Annotated in this window: 27 protein-coding genes; 26 read left to right on the top strand and 1 reads right to left on the bottom strand. The window is 45.1% G+C overall.

Annotated features, from left to right (window positions below):
* Nucleotides 1-263 precede the first annotated feature (263 nt).
* From J4N43_RS12835 to J4N43_RS12800, 8 genes are all read left to right on the top strand, one after another.
* Nucleotides 264-1,430, top strand: a complete 1,167-nt coding sequence (locus J4N43_RS12835; RefSeq protein WP_158159567.1) for a S1 family peptidase — start codon at nt 264-266, stop codon at nt 1,428-1,430.
* A gap of 268 nt (nt 1,431-1,698) precedes the next feature.
* Entirely contained in the window at nt 1,699-2,751 is a 1,053-nt protein-coding gene (gene queA, locus J4N43_RS12830) for a tRNA preQ1(34) S-adenosylmethionine ribosyltransferase-isomerase QueA (RefSeq protein WP_025768859.1), read from the top strand.
* 147 nt (nt 2,752-2,898) lie between these two features.
* On the top strand, nt 2,899-4,035 hold the full coding sequence (tgt, locus tag J4N43_RS12825; protein ID WP_005381727.1) for a tRNA guanosine(34) transglycosylase Tgt: 1,137 nt from the start codon (nt 2,899-2,901) through the stop codon (nt 4,033-4,035).
* Nucleotides 4,036-4,211: 176 nt separating this feature from the next.
* On the top strand, nt 4,212-4,541 hold the full coding sequence (yajC, locus tag J4N43_RS12820) for a preprotein translocase subunit YajC (protein WP_005381725.1): 330 nt from the start codon (nt 4,212-4,214) through the stop codon (nt 4,539-4,541).
* Between the two features lie 21 nt (nt 4,542-4,562).
* Nucleotides 4,563-6,419 (top strand): protein translocase subunit SecD, encoded by a 1,857-nt coding sequence (gene secD / locus J4N43_RS12815; RefSeq protein WP_005381724.1) that lies wholly within the window; start codon nt 4,563-4,565, stop codon nt 6,417-6,419.
* A gap of 14 nt (nt 6,420-6,433) precedes the next feature.
* A complete protein-coding gene (secF, locus tag J4N43_RS12810; RefSeq protein WP_005383689.1) occupies nt 6,434-7,381 on the top strand; it encodes a protein translocase subunit SecF in 948 nt (315 codons plus the stop codon).
* 164 nt (nt 7,382-7,545) lie between these two features.
* Nucleotides 7,546-7,962, top strand: a complete 417-nt coding sequence (locus tag J4N43_RS12805; protein ID WP_017633921.1) for a hypothetical protein — start codon at nt 7,546-7,548, stop codon at nt 7,960-7,962.
* A 141-nt stretch (nt 7,963-8,103) separates the two neighbouring features.
* Nucleotides 8,104-8,415 carry a hypothetical protein gene (locus J4N43_RS12800; RefSeq protein WP_053350240.1) on the top strand — a complete coding sequence of 104 codons (312 nt, stop codon included), beginning with the start codon at nt 8,104-8,106 and terminating at the stop codon, nt 8,413-8,415.
* Nucleotides 8,416-8,485: 70 nt separating this feature from the next.
* Here the strand turns inward: J4N43_RS12800 and suhB are convergent, their stop codons facing one another.
* Nucleotides 8,486-9,289, bottom strand: coding sequence for an inositol-1-monophosphatase (gene suhB / locus J4N43_RS12795; protein WP_005381722.1), 804 nt, complete (start codon nt 9,287-9,289; stop codon nt 8,486-8,488).
* A 231-nt stretch (nt 9,290-9,520) separates the two neighbouring features.
* Here suhB and trmJ point away from each other — a divergent pair, with 231 nt between their 5' ends.
* The 18 genes from trmJ to der all read left to right on the top strand — a co-directional run bounded on the left by trmJ (nt 9,521) and on the right by der (nt 26,834).
* Entirely contained in the window at nt 9,521-10,240 is a 720-nt protein-coding gene (gene trmJ / locus J4N43_RS12790; RefSeq protein WP_017633919.1) for a tRNA (cytosine(32)/uridine(32)-2'-O)-methyltransferase TrmJ, read from the top strand.
* 125 nt (nt 10,241-10,365) lie between these two features.
* Entirely contained in the window at nt 10,366-10,872 is a 507-nt protein-coding gene (gene iscR, locus J4N43_RS12785) for a Fe-S cluster assembly transcriptional regulator IscR (protein WP_005381720.1), read from the top strand.
* Between the two features lie 28 nt (nt 10,873-10,900).
* Entirely contained in the window at nt 10,901-12,115 is a 1,215-nt protein-coding gene (locus J4N43_RS12780) for an IscS subfamily cysteine desulfurase (protein ID WP_158159568.1), read from the top strand.
* A gap of 38 nt (nt 12,116-12,153) precedes the next feature.
* Nucleotides 12,154-12,537 (top strand): Fe-S cluster assembly scaffold IscU, encoded by a 384-nt coding sequence (gene iscU / locus J4N43_RS12775; RefSeq protein ID WP_005381718.1) that lies wholly within the window; start codon nt 12,154-12,156, stop codon nt 12,535-12,537.
* A 70-nt stretch (nt 12,538-12,607) separates the two neighbouring features.
* Complete coding sequence (iscA, locus tag J4N43_RS12770; RefSeq protein WP_005381717.1) at nt 12,608-12,931, top strand: iron-sulfur cluster assembly protein IscA; 324 nt, start codon at nt 12,608-12,610, stop codon at nt 12,929-12,931.
* 55 nt (nt 12,932-12,986) lie between these two features.
* Nucleotides 12,987-13,502, top strand: a complete 516-nt coding sequence (gene hscB / locus J4N43_RS12765) for a co-chaperone HscB (protein ID WP_017820566.1) — start codon at nt 12,987-12,989, stop codon at nt 13,500-13,502.
* A gap of 21 nt (nt 13,503-13,523) precedes the next feature.
* A complete protein-coding gene (gene hscA / locus J4N43_RS12760) occupies nt 13,524-15,377 on the top strand; it encodes a Fe-S protein assembly chaperone HscA (protein ID WP_053350241.1) in 1,854 nt (617 codons plus the stop codon).
* A 13-nt stretch (nt 15,378-15,390) separates the two neighbouring features.
* Nucleotides 15,391-15,729, top strand: coding sequence for an ISC system 2Fe-2S type ferredoxin (gene fdx / locus J4N43_RS12755; protein ID WP_005381713.1), 339 nt, complete (start codon nt 15,391-15,393; stop codon nt 15,727-15,729).
* A 44-nt stretch (nt 15,730-15,773) separates the two neighbouring features.
* Complete coding sequence (iscX, locus tag J4N43_RS12750; protein WP_005381711.1) at nt 15,774-15,968, top strand: Fe-S cluster assembly protein IscX; 195 nt, start codon at nt 15,774-15,776, stop codon at nt 15,966-15,968.
* Nucleotides 15,969-16,129: 161 nt separating this feature from the next.
* Nucleotides 16,130-17,428, top strand: coding sequence for an aminopeptidase PepB (gene pepB / locus J4N43_RS12745; RefSeq protein ID WP_042521166.1), 1,299 nt, complete (start codon nt 16,130-16,132; stop codon nt 17,426-17,428).
* A gap of 95 nt (nt 17,429-17,523) precedes the next feature.
* Complete coding sequence (gene ndk, locus J4N43_RS12740; protein WP_005381702.1) at nt 17,524-17,949, top strand: nucleoside-diphosphate kinase; 426 nt, start codon at nt 17,524-17,526, stop codon at nt 17,947-17,949.
* 373 nt (nt 17,950-18,322) lie between these two features.
* Entirely contained in the window at nt 18,323-19,450 is a 1,128-nt protein-coding gene (rlmN, locus tag J4N43_RS12735) for a dual-specificity RNA methyltransferase RlmN (RefSeq protein ID WP_017633913.1), read from the top strand.
* Nucleotides 19,451-19,885: 435 nt separating this feature from the next.
* Nucleotides 19,886-20,836: a cytoskeleton protein RodZ gene (gene rodZ / locus J4N43_RS12730; RefSeq protein ID WP_005383707.1), complete on the top strand. Its 951-nt coding sequence runs from the start codon at nt 19,886-19,888 to the stop codon at nt 20,834-20,836.
* 6 nt (nt 20,837-20,842) lie between these two features.
* Nucleotides 20,843-21,961, top strand: coding sequence for a flavodoxin-dependent (E)-4-hydroxy-3-methylbut-2-enyl-diphosphate synthase (ispG, locus tag J4N43_RS12725; protein WP_005381699.1), 1,119 nt, complete (start codon nt 20,843-20,845; stop codon nt 21,959-21,961).
* A 26-nt stretch (nt 21,962-21,987) separates the two neighbouring features.
* Nucleotides 21,988-23,256: a histidine--tRNA ligase gene (hisS, locus tag J4N43_RS12720; RefSeq protein WP_005381698.1), complete on the top strand. Its 1,269-nt coding sequence runs from the start codon at nt 21,988-21,990 to the stop codon at nt 23,254-23,256.
* Between the two features lie 126 nt (nt 23,257-23,382).
* On the top strand, nt 23,383-23,997 hold the full coding sequence (locus J4N43_RS12715; protein WP_005381697.1) for a YfgM family protein: 615 nt from the start codon (nt 23,383-23,385) through the stop codon (nt 23,995-23,997).
* Between the two features lie 12 nt (nt 23,998-24,009).
* Nucleotides 24,010-25,170 carry an outer membrane protein assembly factor BamB gene (gene bamB / locus J4N43_RS12710; protein ID WP_005381696.1) on the top strand — a complete coding sequence of 387 codons (1,161 nt, stop codon included), beginning with the start codon at nt 24,010-24,012 and terminating at the stop codon, nt 25,168-25,170.
* 167 nt (nt 25,171-25,337) lie between these two features.
* Nucleotides 25,338-26,834, top strand: coding sequence for a ribosome biogenesis GTPase Der (der, locus tag J4N43_RS12705; protein WP_017820569.1), 1,497 nt, complete (start codon nt 25,338-25,340; stop codon nt 26,832-26,834).
* The last annotated feature ends 38 nt before the right edge of the window (nt 26,835-26,872 follow it).

Below are 26,872 nucleotides of genomic sequence, written 5' to 3'. Positions count from 1 at the left end.
TCTGTATATCTGGGAGCTAACTCGTTTTTCATCAATTAAATAGCACAATGCTGATGGGCTGCGTAATCTGTGTTGTATTGGTGTTTTTATTAATTTGAATAAGTCGGTTTGTGTGCGAGTCAGTTGGCATTTTTAGTTGATATTGAATGTGTTCCCAAGGTAATCCAATGAATTGAATCGCACATTTTATTCGCTGGATTTTCCAAGATTCTTCTCTCGAAGAAGATACGTCTAGGCGTACCAAATTGAAGACAGCAACCTAGATGAAACGAACAACGTGTAACAAACTTATTTCGCTGGCAGTGGCGGCGTTCAGTGTGCCATCAACACAGGCGATTGTGTTAGGAGATGAACAAACCGATCCTGTTGACCGCGTTACTTTGCGAGCAAGTAATATGGCAGAGTTTCCGCTGTGTGGTGGAACGATGCTGACAGAGCAATGGGTACTGACTGCGGCGCACTGTGTGGTGATGGGACAAGGAACCAATGAAGCAACCTACTATGTGACCCCGCCGGGTGAGCTGTCGGTGAATGCGAATGTGTATGAACTTAATTCTGCAGGGCTTGATAACTTCTATCCGGTGTCTCACGTTGTGGTTCATCCGGATTACACTCGGATTTCAAAAGCTGAGACCGACAGTAATGGCAACGTGAAACCTATCCAAACCGGTTTAGATTCAGACATCGCGTTGCTGTATCTCACGCGCCAAGTGGCAAACGCGAGCTTTGCTGACCTAGCAAGTAAAGTTGACATGGAGAGTATCGAAGCACGTTTGGTGGCGGATTGGAACGATAATTACCTGACCAATCAACGTGTCGAAAATGTGCAAGTGTTTGGATGGGGGGCTACTCAGCCGGATGCTTCTGAACCTTCTAATACGCTCAAAACCACCATTAGCACATTTTTACCCATCGACAAATGTTATGAGCGTTTAGAAATTGGCAGCAGTTTTCCGGGGATCATTGATTCAAGAGACAACCAAACCAAAATTTGTACGCTACCAACACAAAACCATGTATTGGAGCCAGATAGCCATACTCAATATGGCAACTCTGCATGTAAAGGTGACAGTGGTGGCCCGTTGGTCGATGTGGCGACCGGCAAACAAATTGGTATTGTTAGTGGCGGCCCTCTTATTCTACCAACGTGTGGCTCTTTGACGATCCCAAGTTTCTATACCAAGGTGAGCCACTATTACGACTGGGTACAGTCTTACATCACTGCCGATGCGCCACCAAGTCGTTACATCATTGCGCCGAATTTTATCAAAAGTGCTAACAATGAAAGTGGTGACAATAAAGAGTGTCACGATGGCATTGCGACCAATAACTGTGATTTCAAAGGCTCAGATGATGAAGGTGGCAGTCTAGGGTTTTTGTTATTGGGTTTATTCGTGCCGTTATTCTTGTGGCGAAAGCGTGAGGTTTGATAGGGCGATTGGAATGCCAAACTAATAAGCAGCGGTATACGTTGCTTTGCTTTTTTCATGTTCTCTCTTTGGGGCTCAAATTAAAAATAGTGCCAAGTAATCGAGGCTTTTCACGTTTTATTACACTCTTGACCATGGCTTTTACTGCTATATTCTGGTGATTTGCTTGCTATTGCAGCATGTAAACATATACTAGTCTGCTGCGAAAAACTCGTCGCAATTTTATCGTCGCCTAGACGTGATTTGACCAATAGATAAGACAAGTAACATGCAAGTATCAGATTTCCATTTCGACCTTCCAGATGAACTCATCGCTCGCTACCCTCAACCAGAGCGTACCGCTAGCCGACTGCTGCAAATGGACGGCAATACCGGAGAGCTCATTGATGGCACATTTACTGATGTATTGGGCCAAGTTCAACCCGGTGACTTAGTGGTGTTTAATAATACTCGTGTTATTCCTGCTCGTCTTTTTGGCCGCAAGGAATCGGGCGGTAAATTAGAAGTGCTAGTGGAGCGCATGTTGGATGAGAAAAGCATCCTCGCGCACGTTCGTTGCTCTAAATCACCAAAACCAGGTACAACCATTATTGTTGGCGAGAATGATGAATATTCAGCAGAAATGGTTGCACGCCATGATGCTTTATTTGAACTGAAATTTAGTTCTGATAAGACGGTACTAGAAATTCTGGAAGAAATCGGCCATATGCCGCTTCCTCCTTACATCGACCGTCCAGACGAAGATGCAGATAAAGAGCGTTACCAAACGGTATATAATCAAAAGCCAGGTGCGGTTGCGGCACCGACGGCGGGCCTTCACTTTGATGATGTTCTCTTGGAGAAAATCAAAGCGAAAGGTGCAGAGTTTGCTTACGTTACTTTGCACGTTGGGGCGGGTACATTCCAGCCAGTAAAAGTGGAAAATATCAACGATCACCACATGCATGCCGAGTACGTAGAAGTACCACAAGAAGTCGTCGACGCAATTAAAGCGACGAAAGCGCGTGGCGGACGAATTATTGCTGTTGGTACCACATCTGTGCGTTCACTTGAAAGTGCAGCGCAAGACGCATTGCAAAAAGGGACTGAGCTGGCCCCATTCTTTGGCGATACAGAAATCTTTATTTTCCCTGGTTACGAATATCAGTTGGTGGATTGCTTGATCACAAATTTCCACTTGCCTGAATCAACACTGATCATGTTGGTGAGTGCATTTGCTGGATACGAGAACACCATGAATGCTTACAAACATGCGGTGGAAAACAAATACCGTTTCTTCTCGTATGGCGATTCAATGTTCATCAAGAAGAAAACGGCGTAGTTAAAAATAGATTTACGAGTGCTAGCAGTAAGCTAGGAAATAAAGCATCCATTGCTTTGTCTCTCGCAAGGAAAAGCGACCGCTCCTTAAAGTAGGGTAGAGCCCTAAACACTCAGTCAGACTGTTTCTCTGACACCCGGAGGCATCGTGAAATTAAAATTCGATCTTAAGAAGAAAAACGGCAATGCACGTCGTGGTCAACTGACTTTCGAACGTGGCACTGTTCAAACTCCTGCGTTCATGCCAGTAGGTACTTACGGTACCGTTAAAGGTATGACACCAGAAGAAGTAAAAGGTACTGGTGCAGAAATTCTGCTAGGTAATACGTTCCACCTGTGGCTACGTCCTGGTCAAGAAGTGATGAAAATGCACGGTGACCTGCACGATTTTATGAACTGGCACGGTCCTATTCTTACTGATTCAGGCGGCTTCCAAGTATTCAGCCTTGGTAAGATGCGTACGATCACTGAAGAGGGTGTTCACTTTCGTAACCCAGTAAACGGTGACAAGATTTTCATGGACGCAGAAAAGTCGATGGAAATTCAAAAAGACCTGGGCTCTGACATCGTCATGATTTTTGACGAGTGTACGCCTTACCCAGCGACACACGATGAAGCGAAGAAATCGATGGAAATGTCATTACGCTGGGCACAGCGTTCACGCGACCACTTCGAGAAGCTAGAAAACCCGAACAACCTATTTGGTATTGTTCAAGGTGGTGTTTACGAAGATTTACGTGATGTGTCGGTAAAAGGTCTAACGGAAATCGGTTTTGACGGTTACGCGGTTGGTGGTTTGGCAGTAGGTGAGCCTAAAGAAGACATGCACCGTATTCTTGAGCATACTTGTCCTCAACTTCCGGAAGACAAACCTCGCTACTTGATGGGCGTAGGTAAGCCAGAAGACTTGGTTGAAGGTGTTCGTCGTGGTATCGACATGTTTGACTGTGTAATGCCAACGCGTAACGCACGTAATGGTCACTTATTTGTGACTGGTGGTGTGATCAAGATCCGTAATGCGAAACATAAAACGGATACAACACCATTGGATCCGCATTGTGACTGTTACACTTGTCAAAACTACAGCAAGTCGTACCTTCACCATTTAGAGCGTTGTAATGAAATCTTAGGCGCTCGCTTGAATACAATCCATAACCTGCGTTACTACCAGCGTCTGATGGAAAGCATTCGTAAAGCAATTGATGAAGATCGCTTCGATGAATTTGTTACTGAGTTCTATGAGCGTCGTGGCCGTGAAGTGCCACCACTAGCAAAAGAGCAGTAATTGAAAAACTAAAAGAATTAAGCCTTTGGCATGTCGCCAGAGGCTTTTGCTAATAAAGTAGGCTAACGCACGTTATTTTTGAGAGAGCGATCTCTATTAGTTACTCTCAGACTTGAATCTAAAATGCGAAAACCCAATTTGTTTGATTATCAATAAAATATAATGAGGATGTTTTAATGTTTATTTCTCAGGCTCACGCAGCAGCAGAAGGCGCGCCAGCAGGCGGTGGTTTTGAAATGCTAATCATGCTTGGCATGTTCGCAGTGATCTTTTACTTCATGATTTACCGCCCACAAGCGAAACGCGTAAAAGAACACAAAAACCTAATGGCTTCTATGGGCAAAGGCGACGAAGTTTTAACTAGCGGTGGCCTAGTGGGTAAAATCACTAAGATTGCTGAAGACAATGACTACATTTCAATTGAGCTTAACGCGAACAATGAAGTAGTAATCAAGAAAGACTTCATCACTGCAGTGCTACCAAAAGGTACGCTTAAGTCTCTATAAAACAGCTAAAGGATCCTCGCTGTGCTAAACCGTTATCCATTATGGAAGTACTTGATGGTGCTTTTTGCCATCATCACCGCTGCGTTATACGCACTTCCAAATATCTACGGTGAAGATCCGGCTATTCAAGTTACAGGGGCGCGTGGCGCCTCTGTAGATATGTCAACGCTGGATGCTGTCACTACTGCTCTTAACAAAGAGCAACTTTCTCATAAATCCATTGCTCTCGAAGATGGATCAATTCTTGTTCGTTTTAACGACACTGACACACAAATCAGTGCTCGTGATGTCATCAGCGAAGCGCTAGGCAAAGACACAATTGTTGCACTTAACCTTGCACCTTCTACACCCGATTGGCTAGAAGCGATTGGCGCGTCACCATTGAAGCTAGGTCTTGACCTTCGCGGTGGTGTTCACTTCTTAATGGAAGTGGATATGGATGCAGCGATGGAAAAGCTTGTTGGTCAACAAGAAGAAGCTTTCCGTAGCGAACTTCGTGACGCCAAGATTCGTTACCGTGCAATCCGCCCTTCTGGAAAAGAAGCGGTAGAAGTGTTGTTGCGTAACGAAGAGCAATTAGCAGAAGCGAAAGCAACGCTAGAAAAGAATCACCCGGACATGATTTTTGTCGATTCTGATTCAAATGGACGTTACGCTCTTACTGCAACCTTTACTGAGCAACGTTTACAAGAGATCCGTAACTATGCAGTTGAGCAAAATATTACGATTTTACGTAATCGTGTCAACGAACTAGGTGTTGCGGAACCATTGGTTCAACGTCAAGGTGCTAGTCGCATTGTAGTTGAACTGCCTGGTGTTCAAGACACTGCTCGTGCAAAAGAAATTCTCGGAGCTACGGCAACGCTTGAATTCCGTGAAGTTGATGATAAAGCTGACCTATCGGCAGCGGCAAATGGTCGTGCGCCAGCAGGTAGTGAAATCAAGATGGACCGTGATGGTCGCCCAGTTGTGCTTAAGAAGCGCGTTATTCTTGGCGGTCAAAGCATCACAGATGCAAGCTCAAGTGTTGATGAATATGGTCGTCCACAAGTTAACATCTCGCTAGACAGCGAAGGTGGTAATAAGATGTCTGCGTTCTCTAAGAAGAACATTGGTAAGCTAATGGCTACCGTGTTTGCAGAATACAAAGACAGTGGCCGTCGTACGCCTGAAGGCAAAGTTATTCTGGATAAGCATGAAGAAGTCATCAACCAAGCAACGATTCAATCGGCTCTTGGTCGTAACTTCCGTATTACAGGTATCGACTCTGCTGCAGAAGCACACAACCTAGCACTTCTACTACGTGCTGGTGCACTGATTGCACCTATCTCTATCGTTGAAGAACGTACCATTGGTCCATCAATGGGCCAGCAAAACATCGATATGGGTATCCAAGCATGTATCTGGGGTATGGTTGCCGTAATGCTATTTACGCTGCTTTACTACCGCGGCTTTGGTTTGATTGCAAACATCGCTCTAATGGCAAACTTGGTGCTTATCATTGGTGTTATGTCGATGATTCCAGGCGCTACCATGACGCTTCCGGGGATAGCCGGTATCGTGTTAACAGTCGGTATGGCGGTTGATGCGAACGTACTGATCTTCGAGCGTATCCGTGAAGAAATTCGTGATGGACGCAGTCCACAACAAGCGATTCACCAAGGTTACGCGAATGCATTCAGCACGATTGCTGATGCGAACATCACAACACTAATTACTGCAATCATTCTATTTGCGGTCGGTACAGGTGCGGTGAAAGGTTTCGCAGTTACTCTATCTATCGGTATCTTAACTTCAATGTTCACCGCCATTATTGGTACACGTTGTATCGTGAACCTGATCTACGGTGGCAAACGCGTTGATAAATTGTCGATCTAAGGCTGGGAATTAATATGTTTCAAATTCTAAAAGCAGAGAAGACGATCGGCTTTATGCGTTGGTCGAAAGTAGCATTCGTTTTTTCAATTATAATGATTGCTGCTTCTATCTTCACTTTGTCAACCAAGTGGCTTAATTGGGGGCTAGATTTCACTGGCGGTACGCTTATCGAGGTAGGTTTTGAACAGCCAGCAAACCTTGAAGAGATTCGTGCAGCACTAGATTCAAAAGGCTTTGGCGATGCGACAGTACAAAACTTCGGTAGTGCTCGTGAAGTCATGGTCCGTCTTCGTCCACGTGATGACGTTTCTGGTGAAACGCTAGGTAACCAAATCATTGGTGCTATCAAAGATGGTACTGGCGAAAGCGTAGAAATGCGTCGTATTGAGTTCGTAGGTCCCAACGTTGGTGATGAGCTAACAGAAGCTGGTGGTCTAGCGATCTTGGTATCGCTGATCTGTATCCTGCTTTATGTATCGATGCGATTTGAATGGCGTCTAGCGGCTGGTGCGGTAATGGCATTGGCTCACGATATAATTATCACGCTAGGTGTCTTCTCGTTTCTACAAATTGAAGTTGACCTGACCATCGTAGCTGCGCTACTGACAGTTGTGGGCTACTCACTCAACGATACCATCGTTGTATTTGACCGGATTCGTGAAAACTTCCGTAAGATGCGTAAGGGTGAACCTTCAGACATTATGGACGCCTCAATCACTCAAACGTTGAGCCGTACATTGATTACATCTGGTACGACGTTATTCGTAGTAATTGCACTGTTCATGCAGGGTGGTGCGATGATTCACGGCTTCGCAACTGCACTACTACTAGGTATCACTGTTGGTACTTACTCTTCTATCTACGTAGCATCAGCACTAGCGCTGAAACTGGGCATCCAGAAAGAGCACTTGATGCCACCTCAAGTAGAAAAAGAGGGTGCAGAGTTCGACGAAATGCCATAAGGCAGATTGAGAACCGAAAACAAAAACCGCTGAACAATCAGCGGTTTTTTTATGCCTGATAGATTTGAAAGTTTCATTTTTTTTTGAGGTACTTCCAGCTTGAATTGTAGTTTTTTGATTGAGTTGAATATCGGAAGTATGTTCAACAATTTCGGGAGGAAATAATGTCAAGGCAAGCTGAAATAAAAGTACAGTTACTGAAGTTTGTAGAGATTTCTTACAAGCACAATAAAGGTGTTACCACCAAGCTAGTTACTGGAGGGAAAAGGTTCAAGTTAGCAGTTGATGAGTCAGGTAAAGTAACTTTATCTGGTGAGCTTGGATTTACTAAGTTTGAAGTTTCAAAAGAAATGGTTGAAGAGCTGGGCATAAAATTAAAAGCCGTTTCTGTTACTTTTAAAACTACTCGTGATGGTGTTTTGACATACAGTGGGAGTGTTTCTCTTTTTGGTGTTGTTTCCTTTGGAGTTACTGGGCAGGTAAATGTCCGTGAGCTTTTAGAGCAGTGCGAGTGGGGGCTTTGTAAGTACAGATTTAAGCCGAGTAAAATTGATCAAGCGCTCCGTGAAGCTGGGGTTTAGTTGGTTATGCTAAATAGAATTCTACCTATTCCGGTTTTACTAAGTGTTTCAACGCCCTGCATCGCAAGTCCACTCCACGATACTTACCTTGATATACGTAATAATTTATACAAGATGCAGTATATAGAGGTGGTAGAAGCTATGGCAGGACCAAATCTATCGATTGAAGAGCTGAACAGTATTAAGTCTCACCCAATAAAATTTGGTCATCAATTTCCATTTTTATCATCTATCCCATCAAGTTTGGTTACAGAGCTGTCTTACTTTGAAGAGTACAGTGAGGATGGAGGAGTTGGATGTCTTTCTGTAAACGGCTTTGGTGAGGTATACCAGCCAGTCACGGTTTCGCTGCAGTTTTTAATGAAGGAACAAATATGGAAGGTTAAGCACGTAAAAATAGACCACTTATCTGACTACGACCGTTTCTACAAACAGGCTGATTGTTCGAAATAAAAAAGCCCCGCTCAATGAGCGGGGCTTTCTAAAGTCATCAGCGTGACGGGCTATATATGACTTTCAAATCTTACTTAAGGATCGCGCTGTTACCGTTTTCGCGGATGTGCTTAAGGATAGATTTTACGCCACGAGCGCTTGAAGCAACGATGTTACCAGACTTCATGTAGTCAGTGCCGCCAGCAAAGTCTGTTAGGATTGCGCCAGCTTCACGAGCAATAAGCTCACCTGCTGCCATATCCCAAGGTTTTAGGCCTAGCTCGAAGTAACCATCAACACGGCCAGCAGCCACGTAACAAAGGTCAAGAGCAGCAGAGCCGCTACGACGGAAATCAGCACATTCAGTGAATAGCGCACCAACGATCTTGATGTAAGACTCAGCGTGTTGTTTCTGCTTGAATGGGAAGCCTGTTGCTAGAACAGTACCTTGAAGGTCTTTTAGTTGAGCAACACGAATACGTGCACTGTTTAGTTGAGCGCCGGCACCGCGTTGTGCAGTGAATAGCTCGTTTTGCATTGGATCGTAAACACAAGCAACTTCAGTTTTGCCCTTAATACGAACAGCGATAGAAACCGCGAAAGTTGGGTAACCTTTTACAAAGTTAGTGGTGCCATCCAGTGGGTCGATGATCCATTGTACGTCTTTATCTTTACCTTCGATAAGACCTTGTTCTTCAGCAACGATACAGTGCTCAGGGTAAGACTGCTTGATAGTATCGATGATGATGTATTCTGCTTCTTTGTCTACGTTAGTGACAAAGTCATTAGTGCCTTTAAGAGTAGATTCTACTTTATCAGTGTTTTCTAATGATTTAGCAATATGATTGCCTGCCTTTCGCGCAGCGCGAATAGCAATGTTTAGCATTGGATGCATACGAATTTCCCAACGGATGTTAAAGAACAAATGAAAGCGGCGGCGAGTATACCAGAGATAATCAAAAAGGGAAGTGGTTATTTTTTACTCTAATTGCGGCCGACTGAGTGTACAGATCATACTGCGGACGAGAACAATAACCAAGAATGAGAAGAGAGGTCTGCTTGCCTCTAGGGTGTCTTAAAAAACTATGATAACATTCTGCGGTTTTAATTTAGGTAGCAAACACAGATGTTGGATCAAGTAAAAATTGTACTCGTAGGTACCTCTCATTCAGGCAATATTGGCTCAGCAGCTCGAGCAATGAAAGTGATGGGTTTAAACCAACTAGTATTAGTCGATCCACAATGTGAAGTGGATGAACAAACTCTTGCTTTAGCTGCGGGTGCTGGTGATATTGCTCAAAATGCAAAGATTGTCGGCACATTAGAAGAAGCGGTTGAAGATTGTGGCCTTGTTGTGGGTTCTAGCGCCCGCTCTCGTACATTAGAATGGCCAATGCTCGAGCCACGTGAATGCGGTGAGAAATTTGCAGTTGAAGGCCGAAAGCATCCGGTTGCGCTCGTGTTTGGCCGAGAAAGAACTGGTTTGACAAACGAAGAGCTACAAAAGTGCCACTACCATGTTTGTATTCCCGCTAATCCTGAGTACAGCTCGCTTAACCTAGCGATGGCTGTACAAACTCTCAGTTACGAAGTGCGAGTTGCACACTTGAACTTAGAGCAAAGCCAGTTTTCCCCAAATGAATCGGAAGAATACCCGCGTCATCGAGAACTCGAATTGTTCTTCGAGCATCTTGAAAAGGTGATGGTTGAGACCCAGTTTATTAACAAAGAGCAACCTGGACAGGTGATGAATAAGTTGCGCCGTTTGTTCTCTCGTGCTCGACCAGAAACCCAAGAACTTAATATTCTACGAGGCGTTTTGACTTCGATAGAAAAGAAGTTCTGAGTGAATAATAACCACTTTAGATGTGAGGATGAATACCTGAGTAAAATGGTCAAATAAATACTTGACCAAATTACTCAGGTATGGAAAAATCTTAACCATTACAAACCATGTGGATACGGTGTGGTATGAAACTTACATCTAAAGGAAGATATGCGGTGACAGCCATGCTGGATGTGGCACTGCATTCGCAACAAAACCCTGTACCTCTGGCTGATATTTCAGAGCGTCAAGGGATCTCGCTCTCTTACTTAGAGCAGCTATTTTCAAAATTGCGTAAAGCAGGTCTCGTTGCCAGCGTTCGTGGTCCTGGTGGTGGTTACCGACTTGGTGCCGACGCTCACAGTATCGCTATTGGTACCGTGATTGCTGCCGTTGATGAGTCAGTAGATGCAACCAAATGCCAAGGTAAAGGAGATTGCCAAGGTGGAACACGTTGCCTTACTCACACGCTGTGGCGTGACCTAAGCTCTCGCATTAGTGACTTTTTGAATAACATCACTCTTGGTGAGTTGATGACAGACAATGAAGTACTCGAAATTTCTGATCGTCAGGACATTGATCTGGCGGTAACCCATGGGCTATCAAACAAAAATACAACCGCCGCGCCCATCGGTGTAAACGTCCGCTCTTAGCGGTCAGCTTTTTACATTGGAGTAGAGAATGAAACTGCCGATTTATCTTGATTATTCCGCTACATGTCCAGTTGATCCACGTGTTGCTGAAAAAATGGTTCAGTACATGACAATGGATGGCACATTTGGCAACCCAGCGTCACGTTCGCACCGTTACGGCTGGCAGGCAGAAGAAGCGGTCGATACTGCTCGTGAGCAAATTGCTGACCTTCTAAATGCAGATCCTCGCGAAATCGTATTTACATCTGGTGCGACAGAATCAGACAACCTTGCGATTAAAGGTGCAGCGCACTTTTACTCGAAGAAAGGCAAGCACGTAATCACTTGTAAAACAGAGCACAAAGCCGTTCTTGACCCATGTCGTCAACTTGAGCGTGAAGGCTTTGAAGTGACTTACCTTGAGCCAGAATCAAATGGCTTGATCGATCTAGAGAAGCTTAGAGCAGCCATGCGTGATGACACCGTGCTTGTGTCTATTATGCATGTAAACAACGAGATTGGTGTGGTTCAAGACATTACAGCGATCGGCGAACTGTGCCGTGAGCGTAAAATTGTTTTCCACGTGGACGCTGCGCAATCTGCAGGTAAATTACCAATCGACGTTCACGAGATGAAAGTTGATCTAATTTCACTTTCTGCTCACAAAGTTTACGGTCCTAAAGGTATCGGTGCACTTTACGTACGTCGTAAGCCTCGTATTCGTCTTGAAGCGCAAATGCACGGTGGCGGTCATGAGCGTGGTTTCCGCTCTGGTACACTACCTACTCACCAAATCGTAGGCATGGGTGAAGCATTCCGCATTGCAAAAGAAGACATGCAAAAAGATTACGATCATGCTTTAGCGCTTCGTAACCGTCTTTTTGATGGCGTGAAAGACTTAGAAGCAGTGACGGTAAACGGTGACTTTGAGCAGCGTGTACCACACAACCTAAACATCAGTTTCGCATTCGTAGAAGGTGAATCACTACTAATGTCGCTTAAAGATCTAGCGGTATCTTCTGGTAGTGCTTGTACGTCTGCAAGCCTTGAGCCTTCTTACGTTCTTCGTGCCCTAGGCATGGATGACGAATTGGCTCACAGCTCGGTTCGTTTCTCGTTTGGTCGTTTCACGACTGAAGAAGAAATTGATTACGCAATTGAACAAATCCGCGTTGCAGTGACTAAGCTACGCGACATGTCTCCTCTATGGGATATGTACAAAGAAGGGATTGATTTGAGCACTGTTGAATGGGCTCACCATTAATCTCAGGGATTGAAATAGAGGATTCGAGGTAATTTATCATGGCATACAGCGAAAAAGTAATTGATCACTACGAGAACCCACGTAACGTTGGTTCATTCGATAAAGAAGATCCATCAGTAGGTAGCGGCATGGTTGGCGCTCCTGCGTGTGGTGACGTAATGAAGCTTCAAATCAAAGTGACACCTGAAGGTATCATCGAAGATGCGAAGTTCAAAACATACGGTTGTGGTAGTGCAATCGCATCAAGCTCACTAGTAACTGAGTGGGTAAAAGGTAAGTCAGTTGATGAAGCGGCAGCAATTAAAAACTCTGAGATTGCTGAAGAGCTAGAGCTTCCACCAGTGAAAGTTCACTGTTCTATTCTTGCTGAAGATGCAATCAAAGCAGCGGTTGCTGACTACAAGAAAAAACACCAAGAATAATTATTCCGTAATATAATGGGAGCTTTGACGCTCCCATTCCAATCGAAATTTAGACAGACTAAGGTGCAGTATGGCCATCACAATGACAGAATCAGCGGCAAGTCGTGTAAGAGCATTCCTAGATAACCGAGGCAAAGGTATCGGTTTACGTCTTGGAGTGAAGACGACTGGCTGTTCCGGCATGGCATACGTACTTGAGTTTGTTGATGAGCTCAATGAAGAAGACGAAGTATTTGAACTCTCTGGAGTGAAAATTATCATCGATCAAAAGAGCTTAGTGTACCTAGATGGTACTGAATTGGATTACGTGAAAGAAGGGTTGAATGAAGGTTTTGAATTCAACAACCCTAACGCGAAAAGTGAATGTGGTTGTGGTGAAAGCTTCAACGTCTAATTGATTGTCCTTCTGGGCAAACGAGTCCGGAAGGCTTTACTAGGACCCGAACTTAATGAATCACTTTGAATTATTTGGGCTACCAAGTCAGTTTAAGCTGGATGGTAGCCTTCTTTCTTCTCAGTTCCGAGAACTACAAAAACGCTTCCACCCGGATAACTTTGCAACGGGCTCAGAACGTGACCGTTTGATGGCGGTGCAAAAGGCGGCGCAAATCAACGATGCCTATCAAGTTCTGAAAAATCCTATTTCTCGCGCCGAGTATATCCTCGCAGAGCAAGGTGTTGAGATCCGAGGTGAACAGCAAACGATGCAAGATCCGATGTTCTTAATGGAGCAAATGGAACTGCGCGAAGAACTGGAAGAGATTGCTGACAGCTCCGATCCTGAATCGGCGCTTTTTGACTTCGACTCTAAGGTCAGCAAAATGTACAAACAGCATCTGGCAAGCGTCGAGCAAGAGCTTGATGATGGTCTATGGGCTGAAGCCGCAGACCGAGTTCGTAAGCTAAAATTCATTGCCAAACTAAAGAACGAAATTGAGCTAGTCGAAGACAAACTCCTCGGCTAGTAAGCGTGACAAGGACCTATCATGGCACTACTTCAAATCGCAGAACCGGGCCAAAGCTCGGCACCTCATGAGCATAAGTTAGCAGCGGGTATCGACTTAGGTACTACCAACTCTTTGGTTGCTTCTGTACGTAGCGGCGATGCAACTCCACTTGCGGACGAGCAGGGCCGTACTATTTTACCTTCAGTCGTTAATTACGCTGAAGAAACGTTAACGGTCGGCCACGAAGCCAAAGCCAAAGCAGAGTTTGAACCAGAGAACACGATTATCTCTGTAAAACGTTTGATCGGTCGTTCATTAAAGGACATTCAGTCCCGTTACTCTTCACTTCCTTATCGTTTTAAAGAGAGTGAAAACGGCCTGCCAATTCTGCAAACACCTCAAGGTGACAAAAACCCGATTGAAGTATCTGCGGACATCCTAAAAGTATTGAGTAAGCGAGCTGAAGATACGTTAGGTGGTGAGTTAGCTGGTGTCGTTATTACCGTTCCTGCTTACTTTGATGACGCGCAACGTGCAGGTACAAAAGATGCGGCGAAATTAGCTGGTCTTCATGTTCTCCGTCTACTTAATGAACCAACCGCTGCGGCAATTGCTTATGGCCTAGACTCTGGTCAAGAAGGTGTGATTGCGGTTTACGATCTAGGTGGCGGTACTTTTGATATCTCTATCCTACGTTTATCGAAAGGCGTATTTGAAGTATTAGCAACAGGTGGCGATTCTGCATTAGGCGGTGACGACTTCGACCATCTATTTGCCGGTTATTTAATGGAGCAAGCGGGTCTAGAAGCGCCGCTTTCTGCAGAAAAGAACCGTACACTGTTGAACATTGCTACTGAAGCTAAGATTGCTTTCTCTGAGCAAGACAGTGTTGACGTTGACGTTTTTGGTTGGAAAGGCACCGTGACTCGCGAGCAGTTCGAAGATCTGATTCGTCCGCTAGTGAAGAAAACCCTGATGTCTTGCCGCCGTGCGCTGAAAGATGCGGATGTAGATGCGGAAGATGTACTTGAAGTAGTCATGGTCGGTGGCTCAACACGCACATTGCTTGTACGAGAAATGGTTGGCGAATTCTTTGGCCGTACACCACTGACAAGCATTAACCCAGATGAAGTTGTTGCAATCGGTGCGGGTATTCAAGCTGATATCCTAGCGGGTAACAAACCTGACTCTGAAATGTTGCTTCTTGATGTGATTCCACTGTCGCTCGGTATTGAAACCATGGGTGGTTTGGTCGAGAAGATCATCCCCCGCAACACTACGATTCCCGTTGCGCGTGCGCAAGAATTTACCACATTCAAAGATGGCCAAACGGCGATGAGTGTTCATGTGGTACAAGGTGAACGTGAAATGGTTGATGACTGTCGTTCACTTGCTCGCTTCTCGTTAAAAGGTATTCCTCCGATGGCAGCGGGTGCGGCACATATTCGCGTGACTTACCAAGTTGACGCTGATGGCCTTCTTTCTGTTACGGCAATGGAGAAGAGCACTGGTGTTCAATCAGAGATTCAAGTAAAACCTTCTTACGGCTTAAGTGACAATGAAGTGGCGGATATGTTGCGTGATTCAATGACGCACGCAAAAGAAGACATGCAAGCTCGTGCCTTAGCTGAGCAGCGTGTTGAAGCCGACCGAGTGATAGAAGGTTTGATTGCAGCGATGCAAGCTGATGGTGATGACTTACTATCAGAACAAGAGAAACAAAACTTGATTAAAGCCATCGAAGCCTTGATTGAGCTGCGTAATGGTGATGATGCAGATGCGATAGAGCAAGGCATTAAAGATACCGATAAAGCGAGCCAAGATTTCGCATCACGCCGTATGGATAAATCGATTCGAGCTGCGTTGTCAGGTCAATCAGTAGACGATATATAAGAGATAAGTAGTTATGCCTAAGATTATTGTATTACCACACGACGATTTGTGCCCAGAAGGTGCAGTGTTGGAAGCAAACTCTGGTGACACCGTTCTAGACGTAGCGCTAAAAAACGGTATCGGTATTGAACATGCGTGTGAGAAGTCATGTGCGTGTACTACCTGCCACGTAATCATCCGTGAAGGTTTTGATTCACTAGAAGAAAGTGAAGAACTAGAAGACGACATGCTAGATAAAGCGTGGGGTCTAGAGCCTGAGTCACGCCTAGGGTGTCAGGCGAGAATTGCTGATGAAGACTTGGTGGTAGAAATTCCTAAATACACACTAAACCACGCTTCAGAAGATCACTAAAACTATCTTCCCAATATAGGGAAGAAGCAAAAGGAAGATGAGCAATGAAATGGACAGATTCTCGCGATATCGCGATTGAACTTTGTGACAAGTTTCCAGATGTCGATCCAAAAACAGTGCGTTTTACCGATCTTCATCAATGGATCATGGAGTTAGATGAGTTTGACGATGAGCCAAACCGTTCTAATGAAAAGATTCTAGAAGCCGTTATCATGTGCTGGATGGACGAAGCGGACTAAGTCTGTAAAACACAGCCTAGTTAACAATTCTTACTAAAAAAAGCGGACCTTTAGGTCCGTTTTTTTATCCAATTGACATTTTTGCCCTACATAATGCTAACATCCGTGAGTTATTAAAAAGAAGCAGCGTAGGCAACGCTGCTATAAGACAAGGAGAAACCATGTCTACACAGATGTCTGTATTTTTAAGTCAAGAGTCGGCAGCACCACATTGGGGTGAAAAAGCACTGCTTTCATTCGCCGAAAACGGCGCAACTATTCACTTAGGTGAAGGTTATGATCTCGGCGCAATTCAACGTGCAGCTCGTCAGCTAGATGGCCAAGGAATTCGTTCTATTTTTCTTTCTGGTGATAACTGGGATCTAGAGAGCGTATGGGCTTTCCACCAAGGGTTCCGTAACCCTAAAAAACATGGCTCAGTTGAGTGGGCTGCATTGTCTGATGAAGATCAAGCAGAGCTTCAAGCTCGTATTACTTCGACTGATTTTACCCGCGATATTATCAACAAAACGGCAGAAGAAGTTGCTCCTCGTCAGCTAGCGACAATGGCTGCTGAATTCATCAAATCTGTTGCGCCGAAAGGCACTGTGACAGCACGTATCGTCAAAGACAAAGACTTGTTGGCAGAAGGTTGGGAAGGTATTTACGCAGTAGGCCGTGGTTCTGAGCGTACTTCTGCGATGCTTCAGTTAGACTACAACCCAACTGGTGACGAAAACGCACCTGTATTCGCATGTCTTGTGGGTAAAGGCATCACCTTTGATTCCGGTGGTTACAGCTTGAAGCCTTCTACCTTCATGAGTGCAATGAAAGCAGATATGGGTGGCTCGGGTACTATAACTGGTGGCCTAGGATTAGCTATCTTGCGCGGTTTAAACAAGCGCGTAAAACTGATCTTGTGTTGTGCTGAGAACATGGTTTCTGGCCGTGCCCTTAAGCTTGGCGACATCATCACTTACAAAAACGGCAAAACCGTTGAGATTATGAATACCGACGCGGAAGGTCGCTTGGTGCTTGCAGACGGTCTTATCTACGCCAGTGAGCAAAAGCCTGAGTTAATCATTGACTGCGCGACACTAACAGGCGCAGCGAAGAATGCGTTAGGTAACGATTACCATGCGCTAATGAGCTTTGATGATGAGCTATCGCATCAAGCGCTTACGGCGGCAAACCAGGAAAAAGAAGGCTTGTGGCCGCTACCACTTGCTGATTTCCATCGAGAAATGCTGCCATCTAATTTTGCCGATTTATCGAATATCAGCTCTGGTGATTATTCTCCAGGTGCAAGTACTGCAGCTGCATTCTTGTCTTACTTCGTTGAGGACTACAAAAAAGGCTGGTTACATTTCGACTGTGCGGGTACGTATCGTAAAGCCGCTTCTGATAAATGGGCTGCGGGAGCAACGGGTATGGGTGTTCGTACACTTGCTCGTTTCCTCAATGAGCAAGCTGGAAAATAAGATTGATTGCAGCACTCTCTTGTTTGAGTGCTGCTCTTACCCAGTAAGTCACTTTAAAAGCACAACTATTATTACAAGTACAGAAAGGAAATTTTATGGCTCTAGAAAGAACATTTTCAATCATTAAGCCTGATGCTGTAGAGCGAAACCTAATTGGTGAAATCTACAATCGTATTGAAAAGGCTGGCCTACGTATCATCGCTGCCAAAATGGTTCACCTGACAGAAGATCAGGCAAGCGGCTTTTATGCAGAGCATGAAGGTAAAGAGTTTTTCCCTCCTCTAAAAGAGTTCATGACATCTGGTCCTATTATGGTTCAGGTATTGGAAGGCGAAAATGCGATTGCACGTTACCGCGAGCTAATGGGTAAAACCAACCCAGAGGACGCGGCATGTGGCACTTTGCGTGCTGATTACGCACTCAGCATGCGTCACAATTCAGTTCATGGTTCAGATAGCCCTGAGTCTGCCGCTCGTGAAATTGAGTTTTTCTTCCCTGAATCAGAAGTTTTCTCTCGCTAACTCGTTCATGCATCACTTTTGCGTGATGATCTAGTTCGTAATAACCTCGGAATTGTCCGAGGTTTTTTATTCCGCGTTCTCCATTTCACCTGCGAGTTCATTCGTAATTATTCGCGAAGATGTTGGCTAATCTGAGCATCTTACAGGGGTGAAAGCTTAGTTACGTGTGTTTGTTCTCACTGTTTTCTCTGTACCACTTCTACGCTTTTGTTGTCGGTTGTCTAATCATTATTCTCACCGTAAAGTCTGATTAAAATTTAATCGTTTTTATTTTAATGCCTTAGCAAACTCAGGGTCTTACACCCCTTGTTGTAGCTGCATAAAGGCTGTACAATTCGCGCCCTTATTCTTGTTTCAGTCATTGAGAGGCAACATGACCACTGAAAAAATCAATCTACTCGACTTTGATCGCAAAGGCATGCGTCAGTTTTTCGCGGAAGAACTTGGCGAGAAAGCGTTTCGTGCCGATCAGGTTATGAAGTGGATCTACCATTTCGGTGTAGATGACTTCGAAAAAATGACAAACATCAACAAGAAGCTGCGCGAAAAGCTTTTACACAAGTGTGAAATTAAAGCACCAACTGTAGCAGAAGCTCAGCATTCTTCAGACGGCACGATCAAGTGGGCAATGAAGGTTGGTGATCAGGATGTAGAAACGGTTTACATTCCAGAAGATGATCGCGCAACGCTTTGTGTATCTTCTCAAGTAGGTTGTGCATTGGAATGTAAGTTCTGCTCAACAGCACAGCAGGGCTTTAACCGTAACTTGAAAGTTTCAGAGATCATCGGTCAGGTGTGGCGTGCTGCACGTGAAATTGGTCTTGAGAAAGAAACAGGCCGTCGCCCAATTACGAACGTCGTGATGATGGGCATGGGTGAGCCGCTTCTTAATATGAAGAACTTGATTCCTGCATTGGAGTTAATGCTGGATGACCTTGGCTTTGGTTTGTCGAAGCGTCGCGTAACCGTATCAACATCAGGTGTCGTTTCTGGTCTTGATCAGATGACGGGCAAAATCGACGTTGCGTTAGCGATCTCTCTTCATGCGCCAAACGATAAGCTGCGTAGTGAAATCATGCCAATTAACGATCGTTGGGATATTCAAGATTTCCTAGCATCCGTTCGTCGTTACATTGCTTCATCGAATGCAAACCGTGGCAAGGTAACAGTCGAGTACGTGTTGCTTGATCATGTGAACGATGACATGGACCATGCTCGTGAACTGGCTGAATTGATGAAAGACACACCATGTAAGATTAACTTGATTCCGTTTAACCCGTACCCAGGTTCACCTTACAAGAAACCAAGTAACTCACGTATTGATCGCTTCCAAAAAACATTGATGCAATACGAGCACACAGTTACGGTTCGTAAAACACGTGGTGATGACATTGATGCCGCATGTGGTCAGTTGGTCGGTGATGTAATTGACCGAACTAAACGTACGGCAATGCTGAAAGCGTCACGCGGTGCCGATACCATTGAAGTGAAAGCTGTATAAACGACCGGAATTCAAAAATAGCCAGAGCCATTCGCTCTGGCTATTTTGTTTATTGTTTAGGACATTTTCGCCAAGATTTGGGACTATCACTCTTCAACCTAAGGTTATTTGGGTATAATTTCGAATTCCTTTGTCAAAGTTTGGACAAAAGCTTGAGCTATCTGTTAGTTTGAGTGTAAAGAGTTTTTGTCTTCGTTGCGCATTCGCTTATCATGATATGTAACACTAACGATGACACCGATAATTCTCAGCACTTTCTCACATACGTTTTGCTGATTTTTGCAAAACGGGTATTCGCACTCAGATCGCTGAGAGTTTCTTAAAATTATTATTTTTGGTTAACGCGTTTTGGCTAGCTATCTTTAAAGAGGCTTAAGAACAATAACGAAAATACATGACCACGTTAGCCACTAAAACAGATTAAATACCGCCATTATGACAGAACACGAAAATACGAATGAAGTGCCACTCTCTATTGAAGCTGGCACATTACTGAAAAACAAACGTGAATCCTTGGGAATGAGCCAAAAGCAAGTTGCCGACCGCCTGAGGCTTCGCATTTCTGTGATTGAAGATATTGAAAATAACCGATTTGAATCTCAACAAGTCGCGACATTTACGCGTGGTTACTTACGCTCTTACGCTAAATTTGTAGGTCTTGATGAGAAGGTGGTTTTGACGGCGTTAGAGCAGACTGCCGATGCTCAGCCTCAAGAGCAAGAAATTGAAATGCAAAGCTTCTCTCGTAAAACAAAAGACGAGAAGCACAATAGCCGTATTATGCTCCTTACTTGGGTTATCGGGCTAGTCATTATTGGCATTTCAGCTGCATGGTGGTGGCAAAACCAACAAGAGAATAGCCTAACTAAGGAAGTAACGGATTCAAGTGTTGAAGCGCCGCAGCCCACTGCTCAAGAATTAGCTGATATCGATTTGATGACGGCTGAAGAGTTAATCGCAAGCACTCCTGAAGAAGTTGCTTCAACTAATGAAGGTGTTGCTGAATTGACTGAAGCACCCGTTGAGCAAGGGGCGGATCCTTTGCTGACTGAAACTGAAAATACAACAAGCGTAGATTCTGAAGAACCTGTTGCCGTGATTGAAGCGGCGGAAGAGGAACAGCCTGCGCCAGTAGTACCTGAAGGCATGACACTTCTTACTATGAAGTTTAAAGCGGACTGTTGGATTCAAGTAAAAGACACCAATGGTAAAACGCTGGTAAGTGGTACTCATAAGCCAGGACAAGATGTAGAACTTACCGGAAAAGCGCCATTTAAAGTGATATTAGGCGCACCGGAAGGGGTTACAATGACATTTGCAAGTGAACCTGTCGACCTTTCTGGGTATACTTCAGGCAAAGTAGCTAGATTCACTCTACCGTTATAAAAAATTATGCAACACGAATCTCCAATTATTCGTCGTAAATCGACGCGTATTTATGTGGGTGATGTGCCAATTGGTGATGGTGCGCCAATTGCAGTACAGTCAATGACTAACACTCGCACGACTGACGTAGAAGCGACAGTCGCTCAAATCCGAGCACTAGAAAAAGTCGGCGCAGATATCGTTCGAGTTTCTGTACCTACGATGGACGCAGCAGAAGCTTTCAAACTGATTAAACAGCAAGTTTCTGTACCATTAGTGGCTGATATTCATTTCGACTATCGTATCGCGCTGAAAGTGGCGGAGTACGGAGTTGACTGTTTACGTATCAACCCAGGTAACATCGGCAATGAAGAGCGCATTCGCGCTGTTGTTGATTGCGCTCGCGATAAAAATATCCCGATCCGTATTGGTGTCAATGGTGGATCTTTGGAAAAAGATCTACAGATGAAATACGGTGAGCCTACGCCAGAAGCCTTGGTTGAATCGGCGATGCGTCACGTAGATCATCTCGATCGTCTTAACTTTGACCAATTTAAAGTTAGCGTGAAAGCTTCAGACGTTTTTCTTGCGGTGGATTCATATCGTCTGCTGGCGAAGAAAATCGATCAGCCTCTTCATTTAGGTATCACAGAGGCGGGTGGTGCTCGAGCTGGCGCTGTTAAGTCATCTGTTGGCTTAGGTATGCTGTTATCTGAAGGGATAGGCGATACGCTGCGTATCTCTTTGGCTGCCGATCCAGTTGAAGAAATCAAAGTCGGTTTCGACATCCTTAAATCTCTGCGTATTCGCTCTCGAGGCATCAACTTTATTGCGTGCCCAAGCTGCTCACGCCAAGAATTCGATGTGATTGGTACGGTGAATGCACTGGAGCAACGTTTAGAAGACATCATCACGCCAATGGATGTGTCTATCATCGGTTGTGTGGTAAACGGCCCTGGTGAAGCAGAAGTTTCTCACTTAGGTCTAGCAGGTAGTAACAAGAAGAGCGCATTCTACGAAGATGGTAAACGCCAGAAAGAGCGCTTTGATAACGATGACCTTGTGAATAAGCTAGAAGCTAAGATCCGTGCGAAAGCAGCTATGATGAATGGCGAAAACCGCATCGAAGTTAAAGTACAAGATTAATCTCAACGAGAATTACGGTAAGTATTGTGGCAAAAACAATTCAAGCAATTCGAGGCATGAACGATTGCCTCCCAACTCAGTCGCCACTGTGGCAAAAATTAGAAAACACAGTGAAAAATGTAATTAGCGCATACGGTTATAACGAAGTGCGCATGCCAATCGTTGAAGAAACAAACCTATTCAGCCGCGCTGTTGGTGAAGAAACAGACGTCGTTTCAAAAGAAATGTACACTTTTGATGACCGTAACGGCGACAGCCTAACACTTCGCCCAGAAGGTACGGCGGGTTGTGTACGTTCATGTATCCAAAACAGCCTGATCAACCGTGATGAACAGCGTCTGTGGTACATGGGGCCTATGTTCCGCCATGAACGTCCGCAGAAAGGTCGTTACCGTCAATTCCACCAGTGTGGTGTTGAGGTGTTTGGTCTAAATGGTCCAGATGTTGATGCAGAGCTTATCATGATGACGGCGCGTTTATGGCGTGAGCTAGGTATCAATGAACATGTCCGTCTTGAGCTGAACTCTATCGGTTCTCAAGAAGACCGCGCAGACTACCGTACTGCACTGGTTGCATTCCTTGAGCAACATATTGATGTGCTAGATGAAGATTGTAAGCGTCGCATGCACACGAACCCACTGCGTGTTCTGGATACGAAGAACCCAGACGTTCAAGCTATTTTAGGTGATGCGCCTCGCCTTTCAGATTACTTGGGTGAAGAATCTAAAGCACACTTCGCAGGTCTATGTGAACTTTTAGACGCCGCAGGTATCAAATACACAGTTAACGAACGTCTAGTTCGTGGTCTGGATTACTACAATCGCACGGTATTTGAGTGGATCACTGAGAGCCTAGGTGCTCAAGGCACTGTATGTGGCGGTGGTCGTTACGATGGCCTTGTAGAGCAATTAGGTGGTAAACCAACACCAGCGGTTGGCTTTGCAATGGGCCTAGAGCGTCTAGTACTGATGCTAGAAACGTTGGAACTGACAGACGTTCGTCGCAGTGTTGACGTGTACGTAGTCACTGCGGGTGAAGGCACCATGATGGCAGGAATGAAGCTAGCAGAACAGCTTCGCGAGTCTGTTCCAGGCGTTCGTGTGATGAATCACTTCGGTGGCGGTAACTTCAAGAAACAGTTTAAACGCGCAGACAAAGTTGGTGCTGTTGTAGCATTGGTTCTGGGCGAAAACGAAGTTGCGGATAATACCGTAGTACTGAAAGACTTAGCTGGTGGTGAGCAAGAGACTTACAACCAAGCAGAAGTTGCAGAAAAGATCGCAGCACTGATTTAAGTCTTTTAGTAATCTAACAAAATTACATCCTAGTTCGTAAGCTAAGGCTCCCAAATGTGGAGCCTTTAAACGAAATAGGAACAATGGCAGCTAAGCTGCCATTTACATGTTTTAAGAGGACAGGAAGTGGAACTTTACGATACTGAAGAACAACAAGTTGAAGCCATTAAAGACTGGTGGAAGGAAAACGGCAAAGCCGTCATCATCGGTGCGGTTGTTGGTTTAGGTGGTCTATTTGGCTGGCGTTACTACCAGGATTCTGTGATTCAGGCGAGTGAAGCAGCTTCTCAAAGCTACACGACAGCAATGAATGCTTTGCAAGACAAAGGCACTGATGCTCAAGCTGACGTGAAAGCTTTCATTGAGTCAAATGAAGTAAAAGAATATTCAGTATTGGCTGCACTACAACTTGCTAAAGCACAAGTTGAAGCTCAAGACCTTTCTGCTGCATTGGAGCAACTGAAGTGGGCGCAAAGCAACACTCAAGATGCTGCGTTGTTACCATTGATTAGTTACCGCATTGCGCGTATTGAGACGGAAATGGGTAACTTCGACGCTGCAACGGCAGAGCTAAGTAACGTCACTGATACAGCATGGACAGGTCGTATTGCTGAACTTCGTGGCGATATTGCGATTCGCCAAGGTGACAAAGATGCTGCGTACGCTGCGTATACTGAAGCTCAGCAAGCGGCAGATGCAAGCCCGACACTACAAATGAAATTGGACGATCTGGCGAAATAAGGACCGCATTGGATGAAAAGAGTCTTTAAGAAAGCCTTGCTAGGGGCGTTAACAATGGGAGTACTTGCCGGTTGTGCAGGTGAGAAAGACACCATTGTAATGGCGCCACTACCTCAGGTAGACAGTCAGTTTACAACCAGTAGTGAGTGGAGCACATCGGTTGGCGATGGTGTTGGTCATTACTTTTCAAAACTATCCCCTGTATTTGCGAATGATACATTGTTCGTGGCAAGTCGTGATGGCTTAGTAAAAGCGCTGGATCCTGAGAATGGTAAACAACGTTGGCAAACGGACCTAGAAGAAGATGTCATTGCTCGTCTCTCTGGTGGTATCACAGCGGCATACGGAAACCTTTACATTGGCTCTGAGAATGGTGAAGTCATCTCTCTTGACCAAGAAACAGGTGAAATTGTTTGGCGTGTAAAAGTTGGTGGTGAGGTACTGGCGAAGCCAGTTGCAGATTCAGGCCTTATTATCATCAATACTAGCCGAGGCATGCTGATTGCCCTTAATGAGAGTACAGGTGAGCAACGCTGGGCATTGAGCACAGAAGTGCCGAACTTAACTTTACGTGGCGACAGTACTCCGACTGCAATTGGCGGCGGTGTATTTTGGGGAACGGCAAATGGCCGACTCGCAGCTGCTATCGTTGAGCGTGGTCAGTTGATTTGGCAACAGCCTGTTGGTACGCCAAAAGGCGCGACAGAAATTGATCGTTTGGTTGACGTTGATTCATCGCCAATTGTGCTAGGCGGTACTCTTTTCACCATTGGATACAATGGTCAACTTATCGCCATTGACTTGCGTTCAGCGAACCCGATTTGGAAGCGTAATTACTCATCTGCGACAGACATTTCTACAGATGGTAGTCGCATCTTTGTGATAACGGAAAAAGATCATGTTGTTGCCGTTGATTCACGAAGCGGGACTGAGTTGTGGGAAAACAGCTTGCTTGAGCACCGACAACTTACAGCGCCAGTTATTGTTGGCAATTATCTCGTTGTCGGTGACACGCTTGGTTACCTTCACTGGATGGATCGTTCAACGGGCGAATTTGTTGCGCAGCAGTTTGTCGATGATAGTGGCTTGGCAGTTGGCCCGACGTTATTGTCGGATGGTTATGTGATTACAACTCGCAACGGCGATGTAAAGAAACTAACCATTAACGAATAATATCGTGATATAATTCACATTCGGCTCCTGGCTGGTGACAGCTAGGAGCCGTTTTGTTGTTTGAATTTATTAACCCTGACGTGGTTATAGGTAAAAAGCTGGTTTGATTTGGCATCGAGCAAGTCGTTACCTATAACTACAGAAGAAAGATTATTGTAGAGGTTGTTATGGTACCTGTTGTAGCTCTAGTAGGGCGTCCGAACGTAGGTAAATCTACACTATTTAACCGATTGACTCGCACTCGTGACGCGTTGGTTGCGGACTTTCCAGGCCTAACGCGAGACCGTAAATATGGCCAGGCGAGACTTGGTGAAGAGCACGAATTCATTGTGATTGATACTGGTGGTATCGATGGCACAGAAGAAGGCGTGGAAACAAAGATGGCAGAACAGTCATTAGCCGCGATTGATGAGGCTGATGTTGTATTGTTCCTTGTTGACGGTCGTGCTGGTCTGACACCTTCAGATGAAGCAATTGCGGCGCATCTGCGTAAAATTGAAAAGCCAGCGATGCTGGTAGTAAACAAAATCGATGGTATTGATGCCGATGCGGCGTGTGCTGACTTTTGGCAGCTCGGCGTGGATGATATGTACCAGATTGCGGCTGCTCATGGCCGTGGTGTGACCGCTTTGCTTGAGCGTGCTTTATCTCCATTCTTTGATGATCTACTAACAAGTGAATCTGAAGAAGGTGAGATTGAAGACCTGACTGGATTCGAAGACGAAGAGCCTCTTGTTGAAGATTACACTGAAGAAGACGCAGAAGCTGAATTCAAACGCCTTCAAGAGCAGCCGATTAAGTTGGCGATCATCGGTCGTCCTAACGTAGGCAAATCGACACTGACTAACCGTATTCTGGGTGAAGAACGTGTGGTTGTATACGATATGCCTGGTACAACGCGCGATTCTATCTACATCCCGATGGAGCGTGATGGACGCGAATACGTACTAATTGACACCGCAGGTGTTCGTCGTCGTGGTCGTATCAATGAAACGGTTGAAAAGTTCTCTGTTGTTAAGACGCTGAAAGCGGTAGAAGATGCAAACGTCGTTCTACTGGTGATTGATGCTCGTGAAAATATTTCAGACCAAGACCTAAGCTTGCTTGGTTTTGCACTGAATGCTGGCCGCTCAATTGTCATCGCCGTTAACAAGTGGGATGGTCTAGACAGTGACGTGAAAGAAAGCGTGAAGAAAGAACTGGACCGCCGTCTAGGATTCGTCGACTTCGCGCGTATCCACTTTATCTCTGCGCTGCACGGTACTGGCGTTGGTCACTTGTTTGAATCTATCCAAGAAGCATATAACTCGGCGACAACGCGTGTGGGTACGTCAGTACTGACGCGTATCATGAAGATGGCTGTGGATGATCACCAACCGCCAATGGTTCGTGGTCGTCGTATCAAACTCAAATACGCACACGCAGGTGGTTACAACCCACCGATCGTTGTTATCCACGGTAACATGGTTCGTGAATTGCCAGATTCGTATAAACGTTATCTGATGAACTACTTCCGTAAGTCTCTGGAAATTATGGGAACACCGATTCGCATTAACTTCCACAACAGTGATAACCCATACGAGAACCGTACGAATAAGCTTACGCTATCACAAGAGCGTAAACGTAAGCGTATGATGTCGATGGTGAAAAACCGCAATAAATAATGAAATTCGAATACCCAAGTTTCTACTTGGGTATTTTT

The sequence above is a fragment of the Vibrio sp. SCSIO 43009 genome (assembly GCF_023716525.1).
Taxonomy (GTDB): domain Bacteria; phylum Pseudomonadota; class Gammaproteobacteria; order Enterobacterales; family Vibrionaceae; genus Vibrio; species Vibrio alginolyticus.
The sequence above is the reverse complement of the archived record's forward strand: the minus strand, read 5'-3'. Positions and strand labels throughout refer to the sequence as shown.

Bases quoted from the DNA above. Each gene is read 5' to 3' on its own strand.
- hscB (WP_017820566.1), top strand. From the start codon at position 12,987: ATGAATCACTTTGAATTATTTGGGCTACCAAGTCAGTTTAAGCTGGAT.
- yajC (WP_005381725.1), top strand. From the start codon at position 4,212: ATGTTTATTTCTCAGGCTCACGCAGCAGCAGAAGGCGCGCCAGCAGGC.
- fdx (WP_005381713.1), top strand. From the start codon at position 15,391: ATGCCTAAGATTATTGTATTACCACACGACGATTTGTGCCCAGAAGGT.
- rodZ (WP_005383707.1), top strand. From the start codon at position 19,886: ATGACAGAACACGAAAATACGAATGAAGTGCCACTCTCTATTGAAGCT.
- pepB (WP_042521166.1), top strand. From the start codon at position 16,130: ATGTCTACACAGATGTCTGTATTTTTAAGTCAAGAGTCGGCAGCACCA.
- J4N43_RS12780 (WP_158159568.1), top strand. From the start codon at position 10,901: ATGAAACTGCCGATTTATCTTGATTATTCCGCTACATGTCCAGTTGAT.
- rlmN (WP_017633913.1), top strand. From the start codon at position 18,323: ATGACCACTGAAAAAATCAATCTACTCGACTTTGATCGCAAAGGCATG.
- iscA (WP_005381717.1), top strand. From the start codon at position 12,608: ATGGCCATCACAATGACAGAATCAGCGGCAAGTCGTGTAAGAGCATTC.
- trmJ (WP_017633919.1), top strand. From the start codon at position 9,521: ATGTTGGATCAAGTAAAAATTGTACTCGTAGGTACCTCTCATTCAGGC.
- hscA (WP_053350241.1), top strand. From the start codon at position 13,524: ATGGCACTACTTCAAATCGCAGAACCGGGCCAAAGCTCGGCACCTCAT.
- iscX (WP_005381711.1), top strand. From the start codon at position 15,774: ATGAAATGGACAGATTCTCGCGATATCGCGATTGAACTTTGTGACAAG.
- bamB (WP_005381696.1), top strand. From the start codon at position 24,010: ATGAAAAGAGTCTTTAAGAAAGCCTTGCTAGGGGCGTTAACAATGGGA.
- queA (WP_025768859.1), top strand. From the start codon at position 1,699: ATGCAAGTATCAGATTTCCATTTCGACCTTCCAGATGAACTCATCGCT.
- suhB (WP_005381722.1), bottom strand. From the start codon at position 9,289: ATGCATCCAATGCTAAACATTGCTATTCGCGCTGCGCGAAAGGCAGGC.
- J4N43_RS12800 (WP_053350240.1), top strand. From the start codon at position 8,104: ATGGCAGGACCAAATCTATCGATTGAAGAGCTGAACAGTATTAAGTCT.
- ndk (WP_005381702.1), top strand. From the start codon at position 17,524: ATGGCTCTAGAAAGAACATTTTCAATCATTAAGCCTGATGCTGTAGAG.
- J4N43_RS12835 (WP_158159567.1), top strand. From the start codon at position 264: ATGAAACGAACAACGTGTAACAAACTTATTTCGCTGGCAGTGGCGGCG.
- secF (WP_005383689.1), top strand. From the start codon at position 6,434: ATGTTTCAAATTCTAAAAGCAGAGAAGACGATCGGCTTTATGCGTTGG.
- der (WP_017820569.1), top strand. From the start codon at position 25,338: ATGGTACCTGTTGTAGCTCTAGTAGGGCGTCCGAACGTAGGTAAATCT.
- J4N43_RS12805 (WP_017633921.1), top strand. From the start codon at position 7,546: ATGTCAAGGCAAGCTGAAATAAAAGTACAGTTACTGAAGTTTGTAGAG.
- iscU (WP_005381718.1), top strand. From the start codon at position 12,154: ATGGCATACAGCGAAAAAGTAATTGATCACTACGAGAACCCACGTAAC.
- iscR (WP_005381720.1), top strand. From the start codon at position 10,366: ATGAAACTTACATCTAAAGGAAGATATGCGGTGACAGCCATGCTGGAT.
- ispG (WP_005381699.1), top strand. From the start codon at position 20,843: ATGCAACACGAATCTCCAATTATTCGTCGTAAATCGACGCGTATTTAT.